17 protein-coding genes are annotated in these 20,562 nt (G+C 66.4%); 8 read left to right on the top strand and 9 right to left on the bottom strand.

Annotated features, from left to right (window positions below; genetic code table 11):
• Positions 1-2 precede the first annotated feature (2 nt).
• Genes GY769_18655 through GY769_18665 form a run of 3 tightly spaced genes read right to left on the bottom strand, consistent with a single transcriptional unit; the run spans position 3 to position 4,632 of the window.
• Entirely contained in the window at positions 3-3,077 is a 3,075-nt protein-coding gene (locus GY769_18655) for a hypothetical protein (protein ID MCP4203943.1), read from the bottom strand.
• A 51-nt stretch (positions 3,078-3,128) separates the two neighbouring features.
• Positions 3,129-3,872, bottom strand: coding sequence for a ZIP family metal transporter (locus GY769_18660; GenBank protein MCP4203944.1), 744 nt, complete (start codon positions 3,870-3,872; stop codon positions 3,129-3,131).
• Positions 3,873-3,879: 7 nt separating this feature from the next.
• A complete protein-coding gene (locus GY769_18665; GenBank protein ID MCP4203945.1) occupies positions 3,880-4,632 on the bottom strand; it encodes a ZIP family metal transporter in 753 nt (250 codons plus the stop codon).
• Positions 4,633-4,740: 108 nt separating this feature from the next.
• Here GY769_18665 and GY769_18670 point away from each other — a divergent pair, with 108 nt between their 5' ends.
• The 4 genes from GY769_18670 to GY769_18685 are packed head-to-tail and all read left to right on the top strand — an operon-like array spanning position 4,741 to position 11,227.
• Positions 4,741-5,841 (top strand): GNAT family N-acetyltransferase, encoded by a 1,101-nt coding sequence (locus GY769_18670; GenBank protein ID MCP4203946.1) that lies wholly within the window; start codon positions 4,741-4,743, stop codon positions 5,839-5,841.
• Complete coding sequence (locus GY769_18675; GenBank protein MCP4203947.1) at positions 5,825-7,498, top strand: AMP-binding protein; 1,674 nt, start codon at positions 5,825-5,827, stop codon at positions 7,496-7,498. The genes GY769_18670 and GY769_18675 overlap by 17 nt, the downstream gene beginning before the upstream one ends.
• Positions 7,495-8,460: a UbiA family prenyltransferase gene (ubiA, locus tag GY769_18680; GenBank protein MCP4203948.1), complete on the top strand. Its 966-nt coding sequence runs from the start codon at positions 7,495-7,497 to the stop codon at positions 8,458-8,460. The genes GY769_18675 and ubiA overlap by 4 nt, the downstream gene beginning before the upstream one ends.
• 7 nt (positions 8,461-8,467) lie before the next feature.
• The gene (locus GY769_18685) at positions 8,468-11,227 is read left to right on the top strand and encodes a phosphoenolpyruvate synthase (GenBank protein MCP4203949.1); all 2,760 of its coding nucleotides are present in this window, start codon (positions 8,468-8,470) and stop codon (positions 11,225-11,227) included.
• Here the strand turns inward: GY769_18685 and GY769_18690 are convergent.
• Genes GY769_18690 through GY769_18705 form a run of 4 tightly spaced genes read right to left on the bottom strand, consistent with a single transcriptional unit; the run spans position 11,202 to position 14,488 of the window.
• On the bottom strand, positions 11,202-12,551 hold the full coding sequence (locus GY769_18690) for a hypothetical protein (GenBank protein MCP4203950.1): 1,350 nt from the start codon (positions 12,549-12,551) through the stop codon (positions 11,202-11,204). The genes GY769_18685 and GY769_18690 overlap by 26 nt on opposite strands.
• Complete coding sequence (locus GY769_18695) at positions 12,548-13,651, bottom strand: DUF3419 family protein (GenBank protein ID MCP4203951.1); 1,104 nt, start codon at positions 13,649-13,651, stop codon at positions 12,548-12,550. The genes GY769_18690 and GY769_18695 overlap by 4 nt, the downstream gene beginning before the upstream one ends.
• Before the next feature lie 13 nt (positions 13,652-13,664).
• A complete protein-coding gene (locus GY769_18700; protein ID MCP4203952.1) occupies positions 13,665-14,246 on the bottom strand; it encodes a nucleotidyltransferase family protein in 582 nt (193 codons plus the stop codon).
• On the bottom strand, positions 14,243-14,488 hold the full coding sequence (locus GY769_18705) for a hypothetical protein (protein MCP4203953.1): 246 nt from the start codon (positions 14,486-14,488) through the stop codon (positions 14,243-14,245). Before GY769_18705 ends, GY769_18700 begins: the two co-directional genes overlap by 4 nt.
• 95 nt (positions 14,489-14,583) lie before the next feature.
• Between GY769_18705 and GY769_18710 the strand changes: the two genes are divergently transcribed.
• Positions 14,584-14,904 (top strand): type II toxin-antitoxin system prevent-host-death family antitoxin, encoded by a 321-nt coding sequence (locus tag GY769_18710; protein MCP4203954.1) that lies wholly within the window; start codon positions 14,584-14,586, stop codon positions 14,902-14,904.
• A 13-nt stretch (positions 14,905-14,917) separates the two neighbouring features.
• Positions 14,918-15,337 (top strand): type II toxin-antitoxin system VapC family toxin, encoded by a 420-nt coding sequence (locus GY769_18715; protein ID MCP4203955.1) that lies wholly within the window; start codon positions 14,918-14,920, stop codon positions 15,335-15,337.
• Here the strand turns inward: GY769_18715 and GY769_18720 are convergent.
• Positions 15,330-17,600, bottom strand: a complete 2,271-nt coding sequence (locus GY769_18720) for an MMPL family transporter (GenBank protein ID MCP4203956.1) — start codon at positions 17,598-17,600, stop codon at positions 15,330-15,332. The genes GY769_18715 and GY769_18720 overlap by 8 nt on opposite strands.
• A gap of 40 nt (positions 17,601-17,640) precedes the next feature.
• Positions 17,641-18,369 (bottom strand): hypothetical protein, encoded by a 729-nt coding sequence (locus GY769_18725; protein MCP4203957.1) that lies wholly within the window; start codon positions 18,367-18,369, stop codon positions 17,641-17,643.
• 226 nt (positions 18,370-18,595) lie between these two features.
• On the opposite strand from GY769_18725, the gene GY769_18730 reads away from it, so the two are divergent.
• Entirely contained in the window at positions 18,596-19,267 is a 672-nt protein-coding gene (locus GY769_18730) for a hypothetical protein (GenBank protein ID MCP4203958.1), read from the top strand.
• Positions 19,264-20,562, top strand: a 1,299-nt coding sequence (locus tag GY769_18735; protein MCP4203959.1) for a hypothetical protein, incomplete at its 3' end; no start/stop codon positions are given. The genes GY769_18730 and GY769_18735, both read left to right, overlap by 4 nt.

Consider the following 20,562-nt stretch of genomic DNA (forward strand, 5'->3'; position numbering starts at 1 on the left):
CGTCATTCGTGCCTGCGTTCGCCCTCTTGCACCTGGCGGCCTGGGAGGCCGCGTGATCTGATCCACTCGTCCAGCGCCTCGACCGCGGATTCGAGCTGGGAGTCCCTTCCAACCAAGGTCTCCTCGATGGAGCGATCCACATAGATGTCAGGCTCGCGGCCTCTGCGCTCCATGTCCTCGCCGTTGCTCGTCAACGCCTTCCACGCACCAACAGAGATCCGCGTGCCGTCGAACAATCCGTATCCACGCTGCCCCTTGTTCCAACCGGATGTTCGAGTTCCGACCACCGGTCCGACTCCCAAAGCCCGAAACTGATGCGAGAGACTCTCCGTGTCGCTCAAGACCTGCTCGTTCTGGACCAGAACGACGGGACGATCCAGTACCGGAATGCCATGCACGAGCGCGCCGGGTGCGACGACCTTGTCCTGGAACGCGTTCAAGTGCACGATCTTTCGTCGCAGGTAGCCGATCGCTCGAGTGGACTCGATGCCACCGCCGTTGTAGCGCACGTCCAAGACAACGCCGTCTTTGCCAAGCGCCGATGCGCCGAGTTGGCGACGCAGTGCCTCGGTCGCACCGGTGCCAAAGTGTCTCCGATGCACGTAGGCAAAGCGCCCGCCGCTGAGCTCGTCAACCAGTGCCTCGTTCCAGGCGATCCACTTCCGATAGCGCTGCTCCGAAACCTGATTCGTCGATCGCACCCTCGAGCGGACCTCCAGGCGCTTGCCGCCTCGTTCTACCGTCACCGCAATCATCTCGCCGGCCGCTCCCGTAAGAAGCTCACTCAGATTGACGCCCCGCCCCAGCACGGTTCCCTCGATGGCCTCGATAACCTCTCCTGCGAGAAGCCCGGAATCCTCTCCGGTCGCAGGAAAGAGGCTAGAAGAAACTACGAACCGGCCGCCTTTCAACGCTGTACCGTCAAAATCGACCCCCAGATCTCCGACAGCTTGGCCGTCGACGCGAGGATCACCCCACACCTCCGTACGTGAGGCGTTCAGCTCACCAACCATCATTCGGATCACGGTCATGAAATCGAAATCGTTGCGCGCGCCACGCACGAACGGCTCATACTCGCTGTACAGAGCTTCCCAGTTCTTGCCGTTGAAGCTCTCGTCTCCGAACCAATCACGAACTACAAGCCAGGCCTCTCGAAACAAGGCCAGGCGCCTTTTTCGCGGATCGACGTCAAAATCGAACGACAACTCGATCCGATCTGATTCGTTCCCCTCGACGTCGAGTCGATGCAGCTCGCCCCCGCTCAGATAAAGGACCGAATCATCTCCCAAAACTGTCGCCGATGTGATTCTTCCGGGGGCGATCAACGTGAAACTGCCCAGGTCACCTTCCTCGATTGCAGAACGCCACAGACCCGAACGTCCGAGGGAGGCGCCGGAGAGGACCGCCGTCTTACCGTTGCGGCCAACCGCCTCCAGCACCAGGCTCTCGTTCGCTGGAAGAAGGTACTCGACCTCGACGTCCTCCACGGCGTCGTTCCACTCGTCGTCAACGCCGTCGACGAGCCGATCCGGGATCTGAATCCGCGCAACCTGACGCGTTTCACGCGTCGTCCATGTACCGAGCAACAGAGTCCGACCGTCCTCGAGCCAGCTCAAGCCAGCGGAGTAGACGTCCGGAAGATCCGTCAGCTGGACCTTACGCCCTGGGGCGTCGACCTGGACAAGCCAAACGTTGGAGAGCCAGTTCGAGTCGGACGACACGTAGGCAATCAGACGGCCTTCCGGCGACCATGCGAGCTCGGGCGCCATCATGAGGTCCGTCGCCATTTGAACCGGTCTCTGTCCGTTGGTGTCGACCACCTTGAGCCGATCGGCTCCTTCGACGAAGGCGATCCTTTCTCCATTGGGGCTGAATCTGAGATGCCGCTCGGTCTCCGGCGTCGAGGTCAACCGCGTTTCGCGCCGTTCGTGCAGGTCGTAGACGAAGACATCAAAAAAGCCATTGCGCAGAGCCACATAGGCGACACGGCTCACGTCCGGGCTCACTCGAACGTCCTGCTCAGGCGCCGGCGTGTCGGTAATCCGTGCCACATCGCCGGTGCGAAGGTCGTGCACGAAGACATCACCATGAATCACGACCGCGCAAACAGCAGCCGACTCGTTGACGTGGAACTCCGATACTCGCGAAATGGTCTCGGCGCGCGTCGGCTCATCGTCAATCTCGTCTTCTGAGAGCGCGAAGTCGACACGCCGTGGAGCGCTGCCATCCCGCACTGTCCAGATCCCGAACTGCCGCTCGAATGCAATCGTCCCGTCGTTGGCAATCGTAGGCCACGACACGCGCCCTCGTTCGAAGCTCGTTATCGGCCTGCGAGTCCCCGTCAGGTCTTGAAGAACGAGGTTTTCCGCGCCGCTCCCAGAATACTCGTCGGTTACGACGTAGACGCCATCGCTGTCCGGCGACCACATCGGCCAGGAGTCCTTCCCCTCGAACCTCGTGACTCTCTCAAAGCGGTTCGAAGACGGATCGGTGGACTTGATCCAGACCTCTGTCGCATCGTCAGTACGCGGGCCCATTCGATACCACTGGCGAACTCTGTCGTTCGAGTTGAAAGCGAGTCTTTCTCCGTCCGGCGACGCGCTCGCGTTGTACTCGCCTTTGAAGCGTGCTCGACTTACGGGAAAGGGCGTTCCGCCTTCGACCGGCACCGCGTAGATGTCCGAGTAGCCGCCGATGTCAGCTCGGCTGCTCGAGAAGTAGACAAACGCGCCATCCGGGCTCCAGCTTTCCACGGCGTCTTCAGAACTGTGGTGGGTGAGGCGGCGCTGAGTCAGCGTGTCAAGGTCGACGAGGTAGACGTCCCCGTTGCCGGAGCGCAGGCTCGTGAATGCAATGCGGTCGCCGGAGGATGCGAAACGTGGGTGCAGGGCGTGCACAGGATCATCGACGATGCGAGTCGCCTCGCCGCCTGCTACAGAGCCCAAATACAGATCACCGTTTGCCATGAAGGCGATCTGACTGGCATCCGAAGAGATCGCCGGTTCCCGAAGCATGAGCGGGGCTCCGAGCGGCGGTATCTGAACGAGGGTGCTGACCAGGGTCAGAGTGACAAGCATTCGCCCATACTACGGGGACAGTCAGGTGAGGTTGCCTGTACAACCGCGGTCCTAGATAAACCGCTGAAACAACAGCATCGCGACCAGGGCCACGCTGGTGACCAGACTCACCAGGGGGCGCGGCGCCTGCTCGTAGGCCTCCGGAAGCAGCTCGACGAAGACCATGTAGAACATCGCACCGGCGGCAAAGCCGATCCCGTACGGCAGCGCCGGCGCGAACGCATCGACAAACAGAAAGGCGGGCACCGCCATCAGTGGCTGCGGCAGCGAGGAGAAAACGCTCCAGCCGGCGCACGCCGCGACGCTCGAGCCCCGGGGTCTCATCACCGCGCTGATCGCGAGGCCTTCCGGAATGTTGTGGACCGCGATCGCTACGGTGATGAGACTCGCAAAGGTCAGGCCGCCGGCGAACGACGAACCGATCGCGACGCCCTCGGAGAACGAGTGCACCGTCATCACGATGACCATGAGGATCATCCGGCTTGCGCCGGCGCCGCGGACCTGCCCAAACTCCAGATCGTGGTCACCCAGCCAGCGTTGGGCCAGCAGAATAAAAAGAACTCCCACCACTCCGCCGGCGACCGTTTGCGTGCTGCCATAGCGAGTCCCCTGCGCCATTAGTCCGAAGCAGGCGCCGAGCATCAACCCCGAAGCGATCGCATTCGAATAGGCGATCACCCTGGGCGAGATCTCTTTCAAGAAGGCGAACGGCAACGCGCCCAGCCCGGTCGCCAAGGCCGTGATCAGGCCGTAGAGGAACACCAGGAGGACCGGATCGAGGTCGGCGCCGCTCATCCGCCAATCATCCGACAAACCCTTGAATGAGAACCACGACGCCGAGCGCGACCACCGTGACCGCGGCAATGCTCGTCTGGCCGGCCTCGCGGTACGACTCGGGCAGCAGCTCGATCAACACCAGCTGCACCAGTGTGCCGACCGCGAAACCCTGAACCCACGGTAGCGTTGCCGGCGCCGCGATCACCACCGAGTAGGTCGCGACCGCAAGAAGAATCTGACTGAGGTTGGTGGCGACCGCGAGACCCGCGATCTGACGCAAGTTCAGACCCCGGCCGTTGAGAACCGCCGCCAGCACGGTGGCCTCGGGAATGTTGTGCACGGCGAGCGCCAGCGCCACCAGCACGCCGAACTTGAGATCGATCACCATCGCCACCGCCATCGCCAGACCTTCGGACGCGGAGTGCAGTCCGTTGACCATCAGAATCCGGTACCCGTGCAAGGGGTCCTCGGCCCGGGCTCGATTGAGCTCGACGCCGGCGGTGCCCACCGCGACGTGGGTCCAGTAGATGAAGCAGATGCCCAGCACGGCCCCGATCGCCTCGAGCAGCTCGGGGCGGACACTTCCGGGCTTCACCGGCCCCGGCACCAGAGCGCTCAACATGTAGGCCGCGCCGAGCATCATGCCGGCGGCGATCGCATTGCCCCAGCCGACCCAGCTCCTGGGCATATGCCCCCGGCCGATGAGCGGTAAGACCCCCAGAGCCGAGGTCAGCGCCGCGGCGGTCGAAAGCGCCAGGATCAGCAGAATCGGATTCATATCGGGCCAGAGCAGAGTCTAGCCGTCCGGGGCGCGCGTCCGCGACCACCCGGAAGCTCGAGGACCGAGACTCCTTCCGCCCGGTCTGCGAGAATGGCCAGGCTTCCCATGAAAATCCGGGTCCATTCGTTCGATCCTTCCGAATCGGTCCCGAGGACGTTTCTGGATCTTCCGGATCATGTCTACCGGCGCGATCCTCACTACCAGCGTCCTTTCTCCGGCTCGGTCGCCACCGGTCTCAAGCGACCGGAGTTCGCGGGCCGACAGCGAGGCTTCGTGGTGCCGGCGATCGGTGCTCCGGTTGCCCGGGTGGTCGCGCGAGTGTCTCCGACACTTCGGGACGCCTCGCAGAAGCCCTACGGCATGCTCGGCTTCTTCGAGGCGCTCGATGACTCTGGCGCGGTGGCCGCGCTGTTCGAGACCGCGATCGAGTGGTTTCGAGAGCGCGGCATCGCGACCGTCATCGGTCCCATCGACGGCGACACCTGGCACAGTTACAGGTTGAACGCGGGCCCGTTCGAGGAGGCTCCGTTCCTGATGGAGCCCTACAACCCGCCTTACTACCCGGAGCTGTGGCGCGGTAACGGCTTCGATGTCCTCGAGACCTATCTATCGCAGCGCGCCTCGGACCTTGCCGCGGTGGTCGAAGCCATGGCGCCCAAGCACCGGCGCGCGCTCGAGGCCGGGTACAGCATCGAGACTCTGCGCCTCGATCGGTTCGACGCCGAGCTCGGGCGCCTCTACCGGCTCTCGCTCCGGGTCTTTGCGGGCAACTTTCTCTACACCGCGATCTCCGAGGAGAGCTTTCTGGATCTCTACCGTCAGAGCCGGGCCCTGGTCGACGCCGAGCTGGTGTTCTTCGCCCGGGCGCCGGACGGCTCCGACGCCGGCTTCCTGTTCGCGTTCCCCGATCGCTTTCGAGCGGTCGCAGCCATGCAGGGCAAGAGCCACCTGCTCGCCAAGTTGAAGTTCTTGACGCTTCGCAATCGAACGGACTCGGTCAATCTGAAGAGCCTCGGCGTGGTGCCGGAGCATCGCAAGAGCGGCGTCGGCGCCGCCCTCATGTACCGCGCCTACAAGGCGGCTCTGCGCAAGGGCTACCGACACGCCAACCTCTGCTTGCTCAGGGCCGGTAATCCTTCCGGTCGACTCGAGGGTGGCCGAAGCCAGGTGTTCCGGAGGTATGAGCTCTATGAGCGGCGCCTCTAGCGACAATAACGTCCTCTCCTATCTGGACCGGGCCGCGAGACGCGTACCCGACCGGGCCGCTCTCATCTTCGACGGAAGTGACGGGCGCGAAGACAGTCTGACGTTCGGTCGGCTTCGAGACCGAGTCGACCGGGTCGCTCGCGGCCTGGCCGCCGCGGGCCTATCCCCCGGTGAGCGCACCATCGTGATGATCCCGATGTCGGCGGACCTCTACGCCGCCATGCTCGGCGTTCTGCAGCTGGGCGCGGTCGCGGTGTTCGTCGATCCCTGGGTGGGTGCGCGCCAGATCGCGGCATTCGCGGCATTTGCCGAGCCGAGCGCCTACGTCGGTGTCGGCCGGAGCCATCTGCTGCGGCTTCTGGATCGCCGCCTGCGCTCGATCGCGCTCTCGATCACCAGCGGGCGCCGCCTCGGACCACTCCCGGCCTCGAGGACTCTTGCCGAGATCGAGGGCCTCGGCGGTAGGTATTCGCGAGGACTCTCCGAGGCCGCTCCGGTCGAGCCCGACGATCCCGCGCTGATCACCTTTACCAGCGGCTCGAGCGGCCTGCCCAAGGGCACCAACCGGACCCACCGCTTTCTCGCCGCCCAGCATCAAGCGCTCGCCGCGGAGTTTCCCTACAGCGACCACGATATCGACATGCCCATGTTCCCGGTCTTCGCCCTCAACAATCTGGCGCTCGGGATTCCATCGGTGGTGCCGGCGATGGACTTTCGCCGGGTGGATCAAGTCGACGGCGCGGCAATCGTCGGCCAGATGCTCGCTCATTGCGTTTCCACTGCCACGGCTTCACCGCCCTTCTTCGATCGCGTAGTCGAGCATCTGAAAGCAAGCGGAGATCCGCCGCCCCGGCTCCGCCGGATCCTGACCGGCGGGGCGCCGGTGCGCTCCGAGCAGCTCGAGCGGTGGCAGGAGGCCTTGCCCGAGACCGCGATCGAGGTGGTCTACGGCTCGACCGAAGCCGAGCCGGTCGCCCATATCGGCGCCGCCGACAAGTTGGCGGCGGAAGCCGAGGCTCCAGCGACCGCCGGCTACTGCGTCGGCCGGCCAAGCTCGTTCGTGCGGACTCGCCTGGTCCCGATCCGGCGCGAAGCCCTCGACACCGAAGTCGAAAATCTGCCGGCCGGAGAGATCGGCGAGCTTCTGGTCACCGGCGAGCACGTCTGCAAGGACTACTACCGCAACTCGGAGGCCGTTCTCGAGAACAAGTGGATCGCCCCCTCGGGAGAGACCTGGCACCGGATGGGCGACACCGGCTATTTCGACGATCGAGAGCGCTTCTGGCTCGTGGGGCGGGTCCACTCCACGATTCTGCGTGCCGGCCGGCCGGTCCATGCTCAGCCCGTCGAGCAGGCGGCCGGAGCAGGCGTCGGCGATCTCGGCCCGAGAGCGGCGGTCGGGCTTCCCGACCCCGAGCTCGGGGAACGAGTGGTGCTGGCGCTCGAGCGATCGCTGACCGAGACCGAGCGCGCGGCCCTGGCCGACCGGCTCGAAGCCGCCGGCCAGCCGGTGGACGAGATCGTCTGCCTGGGAGCAGCGCTGCCGCTCGATCCCCGGCATCGGAGCAAAATCGACTATCCAGAGCTTCGGGCCAAGCTCCTGAAAACACCGCGCGGCCGCCGGGGCGCGGGCCCGTCCGAGAAACATCGGCAATGAGCCAGCCCCGGACCGCGCGGCTCAGCGTCGACTCGCCGTTTCGGAGGCGATTGCGCGCCTACCTGGCCGAGCGCTTTCCTCTCCTCGGGCACGGGGTGCTGATCGTGAGCTACTACTCCTCGAATCAGTTCCTCGCCAAGGCCCTCACCTACCCCGGCGAGCCCATGCGCTACGGCGCGCACTCGATTCTGGGAGCGATCACCCTCTTCTGTTTCTTCTTTCATCTCCGGGTCTTCGACGAGCACAAGGACTTCGAGGAGGACTCGCGTCACTATCCGCAGCGGGTGCTCCAGCGCGGGCTGATCCGGCTGCGCGACCTCCGTTTCCTGGGAGCCGCGGCGATCGCGATCGAGATCGCTCTCAGCTCCGTTCGCGGGTCGCCGGCACTCGTCGCCCTGCTGCTGGCGCTGGGGTTCTCGCTCTTGATGCTCAAGGAGTTCTTCGTTCGCGCCTGGCTCAAGCGCCACTTCCTCGTCTACGCCACGAGCCACATGTTGATCATGCCGTTGCTGGCGCTCATGGTCTACAGCTTCACCACCCAGAGCTATCCCTGGACGGCGCCCGGCTGGTTCTGGGTGTACGCCTTCGTCGGCTTCTTCGTGACCTTCAATTGGGAAGTGTCGCGCAAGATTCGCGCGCCCGAACAAGAGCTCGAAGGAGTCGACTCCTATTCCAAGATCTTCGGAACCTACGGCGCCGCCTATGTCGTGATCGCGATCCGCGTCGTCGACACCGCGATGGTCGCCGCGGTCGGATACCATCTCGGCTTGAGCACCTGGTTCTACGCCGCTCTGGTGGCGCTCTTCGCCTTGTGCCTGGTCGGCTTCTTCCAGTACCTGCGCCACACCAGCGCCAAGACCGCGAAGCGGCTCGAGACCTATGCCGGGATGTACATCATCGCGTTCGATCTGATTCTCGCGGTCGAGATCGCGCGCAAGTTCGGAATCGTCGGACTCGGATGAGCTCGGAATGATCTGGATCGGAGAGGGCTCCGCCGATGTTGGAGCGATCGGGGGCAAGGGCGCCAACATGGCGCAGCTCGAGCGGATCGGCCTGCCGGTGCCGGCCTGGTTCGCGGTAACCACTTCCGCTTTCCGCAAGGCGCTCCGCGGCTCCGAGCTCGAAGAGCGGATTGGGCGACGGCTCGCCCGCGCCGGCGCGACCGACCTTCTGGAGGCGGCGGCCGAGATCCGCGCCTGGGTCGGCGAAGCGGCACTGCCCGAAGAGCTCGCAGAGAGCGTTCGCGGCGCCGTCGATTCGAAGATCGGACCCTCGGCGCTCTGCGCGGTGCGCTCGTCGGCCCTGGGCGAGGACACCGCCGAGGCCTCCTTCGCGGGCCTCCATGACAGCTTTCTCTTCGTCCGTGGCACGGACTCGATTCTCGAAACCATTCGCCGGGTGTGGGCCTCCGCCTTCAACGATCGAGCCCTCGCCTATCGCCGCGAACGGGACCTGCCGCTCGAGGGGATCTCGATCGCGGTGGTTGTTCAGCAGATGATCGAGGCCTCCGTGAGCGGGGTGGTCTTCACCGCCAACCCGAACAACGGCGACGTCCACGAGGTCGTGGTGAGCGCGCTCTACGGAGCCGGTGAAGGTCTGGTCAGCGCCGGCCTCGACGCCGACACCTGGGTCGTCGACAAGGACAGTCGCTCGGCCGAGGCCGCGATCGCCGCCAAGACCGAGGAGATCGTCTTCGACCGGGCCGCCGGCAGCGGGCTCACTCGTCGTGAGGTCGACGCCGGCCGGGCCGAAGCTAGCGCCCTCTCCGAAGAGCAGCTCCAGCAGGTCGTCGAGAGCTCGCTCGCGATCGAGCGCGCCTTCGGCCGGCCGCAGGACATCGAGTTCTCGTTCGATCCGAGCGGCGCGCTCTACGTTCTGCAGGCGCGCGCGATCACGACCGTCGACGAGCTCGGCCCGGCGGCGGGCAATCGCCTGCTCTGGGACAACTCGAACATCATCGAAAGCTACTCCGGCGTCACCTCGCCGATGACCTACAGCTTCATCCGGCGCGCCTACACCATCGTCTACCACTGCTTCGCCGAGGTCATGGGAATCAAGTCCGACGTCGTGCGCCGGAACCGCGAGACCTTCGAGAACATGCTCGGGCTGTTTCGCGGTCAGGTCTACTACAACCTGCGCAACTGGTACCGGTTGATCCGGCTGTTTCCGGGATTCAGCTACAACAGCGACTTCATGGAGTCGATGATGGGGGTGAGCGAGGGCGCGCGGTTCGGCGACGACGCGCTGCCCGAGCCCGGATGGCGGAAGCGGTATTTCGTCGAGCTGCCCGCGCTGCTGCGGCTGGTCACGCGCTCGACCTGGAACTTCGTTCGTATCCGGCGGGTCGTGGGCCGGTTCCAGGAGCACTTCTCGTCGCACTTCAAGGCCTGGTCGGACCTCGATTTCACGCGCATGGCGCCGCACGAGCTGCGGGCGCTCTATCTCGAGATGGAGGAGAAGCTCCTCTGGAACTGGAAGGCGCCGATCATCAACGACTTCTTCGTCATGATCTTCTACGGCACGCTCAAGAAGCTCTGCGCCACGTGGTGTGCAGACGAATCGGGCTCGCTTCAGAACGACCTCATCTGCGGCGAGGGCGGCATCGAGAGCACGCTGCCCACGCAGCGGCTGCTCGAGCTGGCGATCGAGGCCGCGGCCGAGCCCGAGCTGCGCTCTTTCCTGCTCGACCACTCGCCCGAAGAGCTCGCCGAGCGGCTGCCGGCCGAGCCCGCCTTCACGTCGTTCTTCGCCGAGATCGAGACCTACCTCGATCTCTACGGCTTCCGCTGCGTCAACGAGCTCAAGCTCGAGGAGTTCTCGCTCAAGGACCGGCCGCAGTTTCTCTACCAGATGCTCGCCAACTATCTGAGAATGGACAACCTCGCGGACCTCGACCCCCGCACCAGCACCGAGCGCGAGTCCCGGATTCGTCGGGAGGCCGAAGAACGGGCCTTCTCGGCGCTCGGAGGCTTTCCGCTCGGGTGGCTACGGCGGCGGTTGTTCCGGCGGGCGCTCGGGAATGCCCGGCTCGGAGTCAAGAACCGCGAGAACATGCGCTTCGCCCGCACCCGCATCTACGGCCTCTTCCGCGAGCTCCTGCGAGCACTCGGAGAGACCCTGGCCCGTGAGGAGCTTCTCGCCGAGCGCGACGACATCTTCTATCTGACGCTCGACGAGGTCTGGGACTTCATCAAGGGGACCGCGGTCACCACCGACCTGCGCGGGCTCGTCACCCTGCGTCGCGCCGAGTTCGACCTCTTCCGCTCGGACAGCGAGCGCATGCCCGACGATCGCTTCGAGACCTTCGGCATGGCCTATCATCGGAACCGCTTTCGGGCCCGCCGGCGCGCCGGCACCGCGGCCTCGGAAGACGGCGTTCTCCGCGGCATCGGTTGCTGCCCCGGCATCGTCAGCGGCGAGGTCAAGCTCCTGCGCTCGCCGAACGAGGACGCCCGTCTCGAGGGCGAGATCCTGGTCGCCGAGCGCACGGATCCCGGATGGGTGCCGCTCTACCCCGCCGTCTCCGGACTCCTGATCGAGCGCGGCAGCATCCTGTCGCACTCGGCCATCGTCGCCCGCGAGATGGGCATTCCGACGATCGTCGGTATCCCCGGCCTGAGCACCGCCCTCGAAACCGGTCAGCACGTGACGATGGACGGAGCCGCGGGCACGGTCGAGCTCGAGGGCGGCGAGACCCAGGCCGCTACGGCGTCGGATTCCACGCCGTAGCCAGACCGAGTATCTGAAGCGCCAGCACGAACCCTCCGGCCGCCAGCGAGAGCAGCACCCGGCTGGCGCTCCAGGTAGTGAGCGGCACCGCCGCGGGCCGCGCCTCCCAGGCAGTGAGAATCGAGGTCACCCCGAAGATCACCGCGAGGTGGACGAGCAGCATGGCAAAGGGCCAATCGGGCTGTTGCATCCAGGAGAAGAGCGCCGTCGCGGCGGTCGTGATCAAGGCCACGAGCGCAACGCGCGCCAATCGAGGGCCGAGCTGTAGCCTCTCGAGTCGCAGCACCGGGTTGGCCAGGCTGAATGCCAGCACCGATCCGCACGCGGCCAGATACGGACCGAAGAGCATCCGGTACTGGCCGAAGGCATTGGCCACGACCAGAATCAGAAACAGTGGAATGAGGGCTCGGGCCACGGTGCGAACCCGCAAGCGCGGCGCCCGGCCACGCGCCAGCTGCATCGAAGCCACGAGGTAGACCGCGACGCCGGCGAGCACCGGGACCGCCCACACCCAGGAGCCGAGCGACCAGTTGGCGTAGCTGAAGAGGACGACCGCGATCGCCGCTCCGACGTTGAAGAACGGATAGCGGCGCACGAGCAGGGCCATCACCACGCAGATCGCGACCAGGCTGAGGTTCTGGAACACAATCTCGGGGACCGGCTTGGTGGTGATCTTGCCGAGAACGAAGACCACCGCCAGCGGCACGAACAGGTTGTCGGCGCCCTCGAGCGAGATAGCCTCGAACCCGGTCACCAGCAGCGCGACCAGGAGCGCGGCCAGCACGCACACCTCCCGGGGCAGATCGGTCAGCAGAAGCATCGGCAGATGGAGCGCGAGAAACGAGACCGCAAGAAACGTCGCCGAGCCCTCGAGGCTCTTCGTGCGCTCTTCGACCTCGTAGAGAACGCTGCCGTAGCGCTTGCCGGCCAGAGCCGCCGACGCGTCGCCCAGCGCCAGGACCAGAATCGCCGACAGATAGAGCCAGGGCCGCCCCTGGGTGAGGAAGAACACCAGGAAGACCGCGATCGGGTAGTACTCGACGCCGCGGCTGCGACGCTCGACCGCGTGCAGGCTCGGTAGCAGCTGGGTCCTCGCGGCCAGTGCGAATATCCCGGCTAGCGCCAGCGCCATGCCGCCCACTACCCACGGCGACCGCACCAGGAAGGGAAAGAACAGGCAGGCGATCCCGCCGCCGATGTGCACGAGCTTGCGCGTCGACTCGGTCTTGGGGTTGCCGAGACGACGCCACAGCTCCGCGGCGACCAACAGGCCGAGGAAGACCGCGCTCAGGATCACCGCGCCGGCGAGGTCGTTCGGGGTCACTCTCGGCTCACCTGTTCGACGACGAAGGTACCGTAGAAAAACGCCAGGTCTCGAGCGTAGAGCTCGGCCGCCTGTTCGTCGAGCGAGCTCACCCGGTCGGCCACGGAGTCCGGCCGGCGCCTGGGCACGAGCATGTTCCAGTAGGCCAGCCGGGCGCCCGGCCGGCTGTGCTCGACGAGGGTCTCGTAGATCGACCGGCAGAGCTCCGGATCCAGGTACTCGAAGACGTCCGAGAGATTGAAGCCGTCGAAACCGTCATCGGCGTGGCTCGAAGCCACGTCGGCGATCGAGCCTTGGGCGAGCTCGAGCCGGTCGAGGCGGCCCTCGAGCTTCGCGAACGGCTCGGGGCGCAGATACCGGGGCAAGGTGCGGAAGTTCCCGGTCAGAATGTAGTCGAGATAGGGATTCGCATGGGTCGGCAGGTCGGTCAGCGCGCGCCGCGCCCGCTTCAGGATCTCGTCGGCGACCGAGCCCTCGACGAAGCGGAAGAACTCGGGATCCCGGCCGAGGCGAGCCATCACCCAGCGGCTGAAAAACAGCCGGAAGAGCAGCCGCCAGCGCCACGTGTCCCAACGATCCCGGTAGAAGCGCTCCCGCTCGGGCGGCGTGCGCTCCTCGAGCACCGCTCGCACGGTCTTGCGACCATGCACCAGCGGCAGAATCTTCCGCCGCAGGATTCGAAAGTACGACTCGAACTTGCCGGCGTGAATCACGCCCGCCTCGAGGGTTTCCGGCCGCTCCCTCCAATAGCGCTCCGCACCCGCCGAGAGCGATCCGGCCAGCCGTTCGAAGACCTCCGCCCGCGGCAGCGGCGAGTCGCGGATTCCGAGAAACTCGAGGGTCCCCCCGCGGCCGAGGTGGCGAATGGCCGCCACCTTGAGCTCGACCACCGCCAGTTGCGCCGGGCTGAGATCCGCCGCCACGACGTCCGCTCCCTCGGCCAGAAGAGCCAGCGTGTTGTCACCACCCGAGGCAATCGAAAGCAGTCGTTTGCCGGGCGCGGGCTCGAGAGCGGCGCACAGAACGTCGGCGTCCTCCCAGCAATTGGCATATCGAATGATCTCGAAGCTGGCGCGATCCTGGATCGAGGCCTCGGTCATGGCGCCGGCGAGTCTAGCGGTCGGCTCGGGCGCGTTCGAGCAGGTCGGCGACTCCGAGCTCCGTCGCCCATCGCTCGAGATAGCCGAAGTCGAGCGCCGATTCTTGGCTCTCGAGGATTCCCAGCACGTCGGACCACTGCCGGTCCGACGTTTCTTCGCCCCTTCGAAACCAGTCCAGCTTCCGCAAAATCGTGTCCTCAGCGGACTTGACTCGAACTGAGCGGTCCGACCCGGACCCGAGGCTGACCTTTCTGCTCCGACGGAATTCCTCGCGGTCGAAGGGTTCTTCTCCGCGCACAAAGACGTCAATCTTCACCCCGCTTGCCAGGTGGATCAGGTTGAAGCTCTTTCGATTCCCCATCGCATCGAGAGCGGACTCGAGATCTCGATAGTAGCCTTCGGGCAGCTCGGACAGCAGCTCCCGCACCGATGCGGTGTCGAGGTCGACCACCAGATCGATGTCCTGGGTCTGTCGCGGAATGCCGTGGACCGAACTAGCGTAGGACCCTCCCAGATGGTAGGGAATGCCGAGGCGGTCGAGCAGCTCGATGACCTCCAGAGCCACCCGCAAGGCTTCGGGATGCTCGGGAGTCATTCCAGAGGCCCGTAAGCTCGCTCGGCGAGCTCCTCGCCCAGAATCAAGCCGAAGAGCCTTCGATGAAGGCGCTCCGGCGGCTCGTCCGGATAACGCAGTCTCAGCCCGGCCAGTGCCAGGGCTCGCGCTGTGTCGTTGGCGTCCTCGACCAGCTCGAGCTTCCTCTCCGGCGGCATCTTCCGGTAGACCTCGAGCCGCACCCGCTCGGCGTCGGGAGAGGTATCACTCAACTGAGTCGGCATCGCTCTGGGAGTCTACCGCCAGAAAGCGGCTCTAGTCTTCGTCATCAGGTTCGAAGGAGATCGCAGTGTCGAGCCAATCGAGCTATAATAGCCATATGAAACACGCCACTATAACCGAAACCAAAAACCAGCTGAGTGCGCTCCTGGACCAGGTGCGAAGCGGCGAGACGGTCTTGATTCTCGATCGAGGTCGCCCGATCGCACGCATCGAATCCGTGGCCTCCGGCCCTGATGCCTCGGTCGGGCGAGTCGCGCGGCTCGAGAGGCAGGGCCTCGTGCGGCGCGCCGAGGGCGCGGACTCCGACAACAAGGCCGCCAACAAGGCGCAAGAGATTCTGAAAGAGTCGCCGCCCCGTGCGAGTGGCGGCCGGAGCGCCACAGAGGCGCTCTCGGAAGAGCGCGCGCACGGCCGATGAAGGAGCCGGCAAGATGAGGTACTGGGACAGTTCGGCTCTGGTTCCGCTCCTCGTCGAGGAGGAAGAGACCGAAGCTCTGGTAGACCTCTACCTCTCCGATCCCGAGGTCATCACCTGGTGGGGCACCTCGATCGAATGCGCTTCGGCGATCGCCCGCCTGGAGCGCGACGAAGCGCTCGCCTCTGCCGAAGCCCGGGTGGTCTTCCGACGCCTCGCTTTTCTGGCCTCGGGATGGCATCTGGTCGAGGCGACCGAACGGGTGCGCGAGGCGGCTAATCGCCTGCTGCGAACGCACGATTTGCGGGCCGCCGACAGCCTGCAACTCGCGGCCGCCCAGGTCGCTTCAGAGCATCGGCCGGCATCGCTCGAGCTCGTCTGCCGCGATCAGAGACTCGCGCGAGCGGCGGATCGCGAGGGCTTCAACCTCATCTGAGACCCCTCTTCGCCAGCAGCGCCGGCAACAGGAAGAGATCGCCCGCCAGCGCCGCGACGACACCGGCCGCCGAGAGCGCGCCGAATCGGGAGAGCGGCAGGAAATCCGAGAACGCGCACACCGCAAAGCCGGCGGTGAGCACCAGCGAGGTCAAGACGTGAGCCGGAGCGACCCGCTCGAGCACCGCCGCCAGTTGGTCCAGGCGGTCCAGTCGGTCGGGCCCGGCGCCGAGCCCGGGTGATCCACCGGCCTCGAAGCGCAGCTGGGCGAGCGTGTGGAGGGTGTCGTCCACCGCCAGCCCCAGGACGACGGCTGCGATCATCACCGTCGTGCTGTCGAGCGGCACACCGGCCCAGCCCATCACGCCGAAGACGGCCAGAACCGCCCACAGGTTCGGAGCCAGTGCGCGCGCGGCGCCCGCGGCCGAGCGAGTGATCACGACCAGAATCACGCCAATCGCGAGCAGGGTCAGCGCCAGCGACACGCTGAGCGTCCGCAGCAAGTGCCGTTGGGTGCCCAGGAGGAGGGGCAGCTCACCCTCGATCGAGACCCCCGCCTCCGGGAAGGCGCGCTCGGCGACCCGGCGCACGGCTTCGAGCACCGGGTCGAGCTCGCGCGGGCCGCGCTGCGGCAGCAGCACGCTGACACGCGCGGCGCGCCCGTCGTCGGCCAAGAACGTGTCGAGGCGCGCCGCGGCGTCCTCATCGGCCTGCATGAGACCGAGCACCACCCAACGCGCGGTCTCGCTGGGCTCGCCCGCGACGAGCACATCGGCGAGCGCGGCACGATAGAGGTCGCCCGCGCCCACAGCACCGCGGACTCCCGGCACGGCCCGCAGCTCGGCGGCGAGATCGCCCAGGCGATCGAGCCCTGCCGGGTCCCGAAAGCGCCGCTCCATGGGAACCTCCGGCGGCAGATGGACGAGGAGCTCCGCCGCCGCGCCCGAGAGGCCCGCCGCCTCGAGACCGACGACCGCGCGCCGGGCCGGATGGTCGACGGAGAAGTAGGTCAAGAGATTGCTCTCCCGGCGGAGCCTGAACAGCCCGGCCACGGCGACGAGCGCGAGCAGGCCAAACGCCGCGAGCACGCGGGTGCGATGCGTCGCCGTCCAGCGCGCAAGTCGGGGCGCCCGGCGGCGGACGGCCCGGGCGAGGGAGCCGCTGGCGGAGGCCGACGCGGCGGTTGCGGCGCCGGCCTTGGTTCCGGGCGGCGCGGCTGGCCCGGCTTCCCCAGCTTCCAACACCACCGGATAAAAGCCGAACGCCACCACCAGCATCCAGCCGAGTCCGGCGGCGAGCCAGACACCGAGCGAGCGAATCGGCGGCACCGGGCTCACCGCGAACGAGCCGAACGCGATCGCCGTGGTCAGCGCGGTCCAGACCACCGCGCGGCCCTTGCGGCGCAGGGTCGCCGAGACCGCTGCGCGCGCCGAAAGTCCGGCGTCGAGCTCGTGACCGAACCCGGCCTGGAGGTGGACGGCCGTAGCCAGAGAGATCACGAAGAGGAGCGGCACGAAGACCACCGAGATCATGTTGAGCGGAGCGCCCGCGTAGCCGACCACCCCGAGCATCACGAACACGACCACCACCACGAAGGCGAGCGGCGCGGCGGCGGCTCGGAACGAGCGAAAGCCGAGCCACAGGAGAAGCACGGCCAGGAGAAGAAGCCCGGGCAGATAGACCGTCACCAGCCGCCGCTGGCTCTCGTCCATGGCGCGCTCGAAGACGGGGAGACCGGCGAGGTCGAGAGCGAGCACGGTTCCGGCCCGCGCGCGCACACGCCGCTCGAGCTCGTCGATCTCGGCCGAGGGGGCCTCTGCCTCGAGCTCGACCAGCACGGTCGCCACGTCGCCCGAAGGCGAGACCCAGCCGGCCGAACGGCCCAGCTCGTCGGCGAGCGCCGATTCGCGAAAGGCCGCGGCGTCCTCGGGCGGCCACTCAGGCAGCAGCCAGCGATGGCGGCTCCACAGTCCGCCCGTGCGGCGGACCGCGGGAGACTCGGCGGCGGTGCGCTCGACCGCCGCCAGCGCTTCCAGGCCCTCGCGAGTCCAGAGGCCCTCACCCTCGAGGACGATCCGCACCCGCCGCTCGCGCCCGAAAAGCACCTCGAAGCTCGCCTGCCGCTCCAGGCTCTCGACGTCGCGCACGAAGAACCGATCCGGCGTGTTGTCGAGGCGCAGGCGTAGCAGCCCGGGCCCGGCGGCAAGAAACGCCAGGGCAAAGAAGGCCAGCAAGGCCCTCGAACGAACCGGCAGCCGGCTCACGACAGCGGCCCCCGGCCCTTCCTCCTGCGCGCCGTCTGAATCAGCGACCGCCGCCGCTCACCAGCGTGCAGCAGTCTTCGATCGGCCTCTGGTTGAGCGCCAGGATCGTGAAGCCCTGGCCGCGGCGCAGGTTGCGCACTGGGGCCCGGAACCGGTAACCGACGAAGGCGTCGGGGTCGACCTTGAGCTTGATCGTCGAGCCGTCCGAGCCGCGAGCCGTCACCACCCAGCCCTGGGGGTCGAACGACTCGACCCGGTACTCCATCGGCCCTCCCCGCTCGGCCTTGAAGCCGTCATCGGAAGGAGCGCGCGGCGGGCGAGGCGCGTAATCGGGGGCGCTCGGCGGCCGGCGGCCGGGATCCCGGCTGTAGTCCGGGCGCCGCGGCCGGCCCTTCTCGCCATCCGCTCCACCCCCGACTCCCGACATACCCAGGGGCGCATCCACAACCAGCTCATCGATCTTGACGTTGCTCTGACCACGCACTTCGATCGGCTGCCCGGCGCGCGCCGCGCTCAGATCCACCGTGAAGCGCTGACCCTGAAACGACTGCGGTGGCATGCGAAACTGAAACTCGTCGCGGCTCTCGACGTCGCGAGCCGAAACGATCCACTGGCGCGGATCCACCGAGACCACCTCGAAGTCGAGCATCTGGGCGCCTTCCTGCAATCCCCCACCGCGCTGGTAGGGCGGCGGCTCGTCACTCTGGGCCGAAGCGAGCGAAGCGGTCAGTAAGAGAGTGGCTCCACAAATCGCGGCGAGTCGTTTCATCGTCGGGTCCTTTCAGCGGGTCGATCGGTCATGCGTTCGCTGGCCGGATTCTAGCGGATTGTTGCCGGCCACCCGTTTGGATGGGCGAGGCCGTCGCTCCACCCCACCCATTCTGGTGTTGCGGTCCGTCACCTGCCTGTTCACGTTGAGCCGTTCAATTCGGGTCTGAGCAACCCGCCGCGCGCTCCCAGCTTAGGGTCCGCGCGAACTCCAGAGGAGATGGGATATGAGGCACTTCGTTGCCGTCACGATGCTGGCGCTGGCTGCCGCACCGCTGGCCGCCGGTCCGCCACCGAAGATCGAGTTCAACGGCAACGTCGTCCGGGGCACTCGCATCCAGCCGAATGGTGAGGCCCTCGTGGTCGGCATCTCGAAAGAGAACCAACCGTTCAAGGCTCGTCTGATGACCTACGCCGAGATCCTGGTAGATGCGGACGGCGACGGCGTGGTCGAGCTCAAGCTCGACAATCCCGTCTCGCCCGGCTCCGTCTGGGCCGTCGCCGATCTCTCCTCGGGCAAGTGGCGAATCACCGGCCCTGACGGATCGCCCATGCGCAAGAAGCAGGCGCGCGGCGCGGTCGGCCGCGACGGCTTCGGCTCGCTCAACCGGCTGGTCGATCAGACCCAGTCGCTCGCGTTCTTTGTCGCACGAGCCGGGGTCGGCGCCTGGCGCGGCGTCGCCGGAGACGGCGGCCCCACCGACCTTGGAGCTCCGGACGACAGATCCGTCGAGGTAGATCTCGGCGGCTTGCTGCCGATCGGAGCGACGACGGAGTTCGAAGAGCTCGAGCCCGGTGACGTCGTACTGGCCTTCCACCCCCAGCGGCTCGAGTTCAGCGCCGGTCGCGTTCGCGGAGCCGCCTTGGATGACGTCACCGACGGGGAGGACGAGCAGTGAAGCAGCTCAAGACTCTCCCCCGAGCCCTGGCCGTTCTCACCCTCTGGGCCTCGTTGGCGACACTCGTCCCGGCAGCCTTCGGCATGGAGCATCCCAACGAAGCCGTCGGTTTCGCCGCCCGCGGTCTCCAGAGCCTGGCGATCGACCACGTCAGCACCTACAACGGTGGTCTCACCATCTCGGTTCCGGTCGGCCCCTTCTTCCAGCTCATCTACAACAGCCACGTCTGGTCGACGACCGAAAACCTCGGGTTCACCGAGGCCTACCTCAATCGCCGCAACAACGCCGGCGTCGGCTGGCGGGCCTCGCTGGGCAAGCTCTACGCTCCCAACTCCTGGTACGGCAACGAGTCCCCTTCCTGGGTCTACGTCGGCCCGGACGGCAGCTCCCACAACTTCTATCAGGACGCCCACTACGGCGAAGCCGACGGCGACGACAACGTCTGGTACACCCGCGACGGCAGCAACCTGCGCATCAAGAACCTCTACGGCTCCTACGGTTGGAGGATGATCGAGTTCCCGGACGGCTCACAGCACGTCTACTCCGAAGTCCCCGGCTGGGCGCACAACTTTGAACTGCGCGAGATGAAGGACCGCTTCGGCAACGCGACCACGATCGGCTACACCTATGGCGCGAGCGGTTGGCTCGGTGACCAGACCTGGACCGTCACCGACCCGCACGGGCGCGTTCACTATGTCCACTTGGTGCCCCAGTGGAATGCGCTGCCCCGGGTCACCAGCATCGACTACCAGACCGTCGGAGGCCAGCGGGCCGTCTACCAGTTCGTCTACCGGACCGAGAAGCGGTGGCGGAGCAAGCGGGACAACTACCCGTACAACAACGACCTCATGTGGCTCGACCTGCTGACCAAGGTGATCTACCCCGATGGCTCGGAGTTGCGCATGCTGAATCCGAACGGCACGGCACGCTACTACGACCTGATCGGGAACCTGTACGATCTTCCCGGCGTGATAGCGGGTTTGGAGCTTCCCACCGGCGGTCAGCTCGAGTGGGATTTCACCGACTACCTGTTCATGGACGCCGATGATCCCGTCCATCCCGCCCAGGGCACCGGGGTTGCCGAGCGGCGGATGATCCGCGCCGACGGAACCTTGGAATCCACGGTTACCTACAACCAGACCTGGACCGCGCCCGAGACCTGGCCGGCGGTCGCGACCCAGACCGACATTGTCTATCCCGGAGGCCACTGCAGCCGCCACTTCTTCTGGCAGCAGCCCTGGCTCAGCACGATCGGGTGGCTCGGCTGGGACCACGGCCTGGGCTATCAGAAGAAC

The sequence above is a fragment of the bacterium genome (genome assembly GCA_024224155.1).
Lineage (GTDB): Bacteria > Acidobacteriota > Thermoanaerobaculia > Multivoradales > JAHEKO01 > CALZIK01.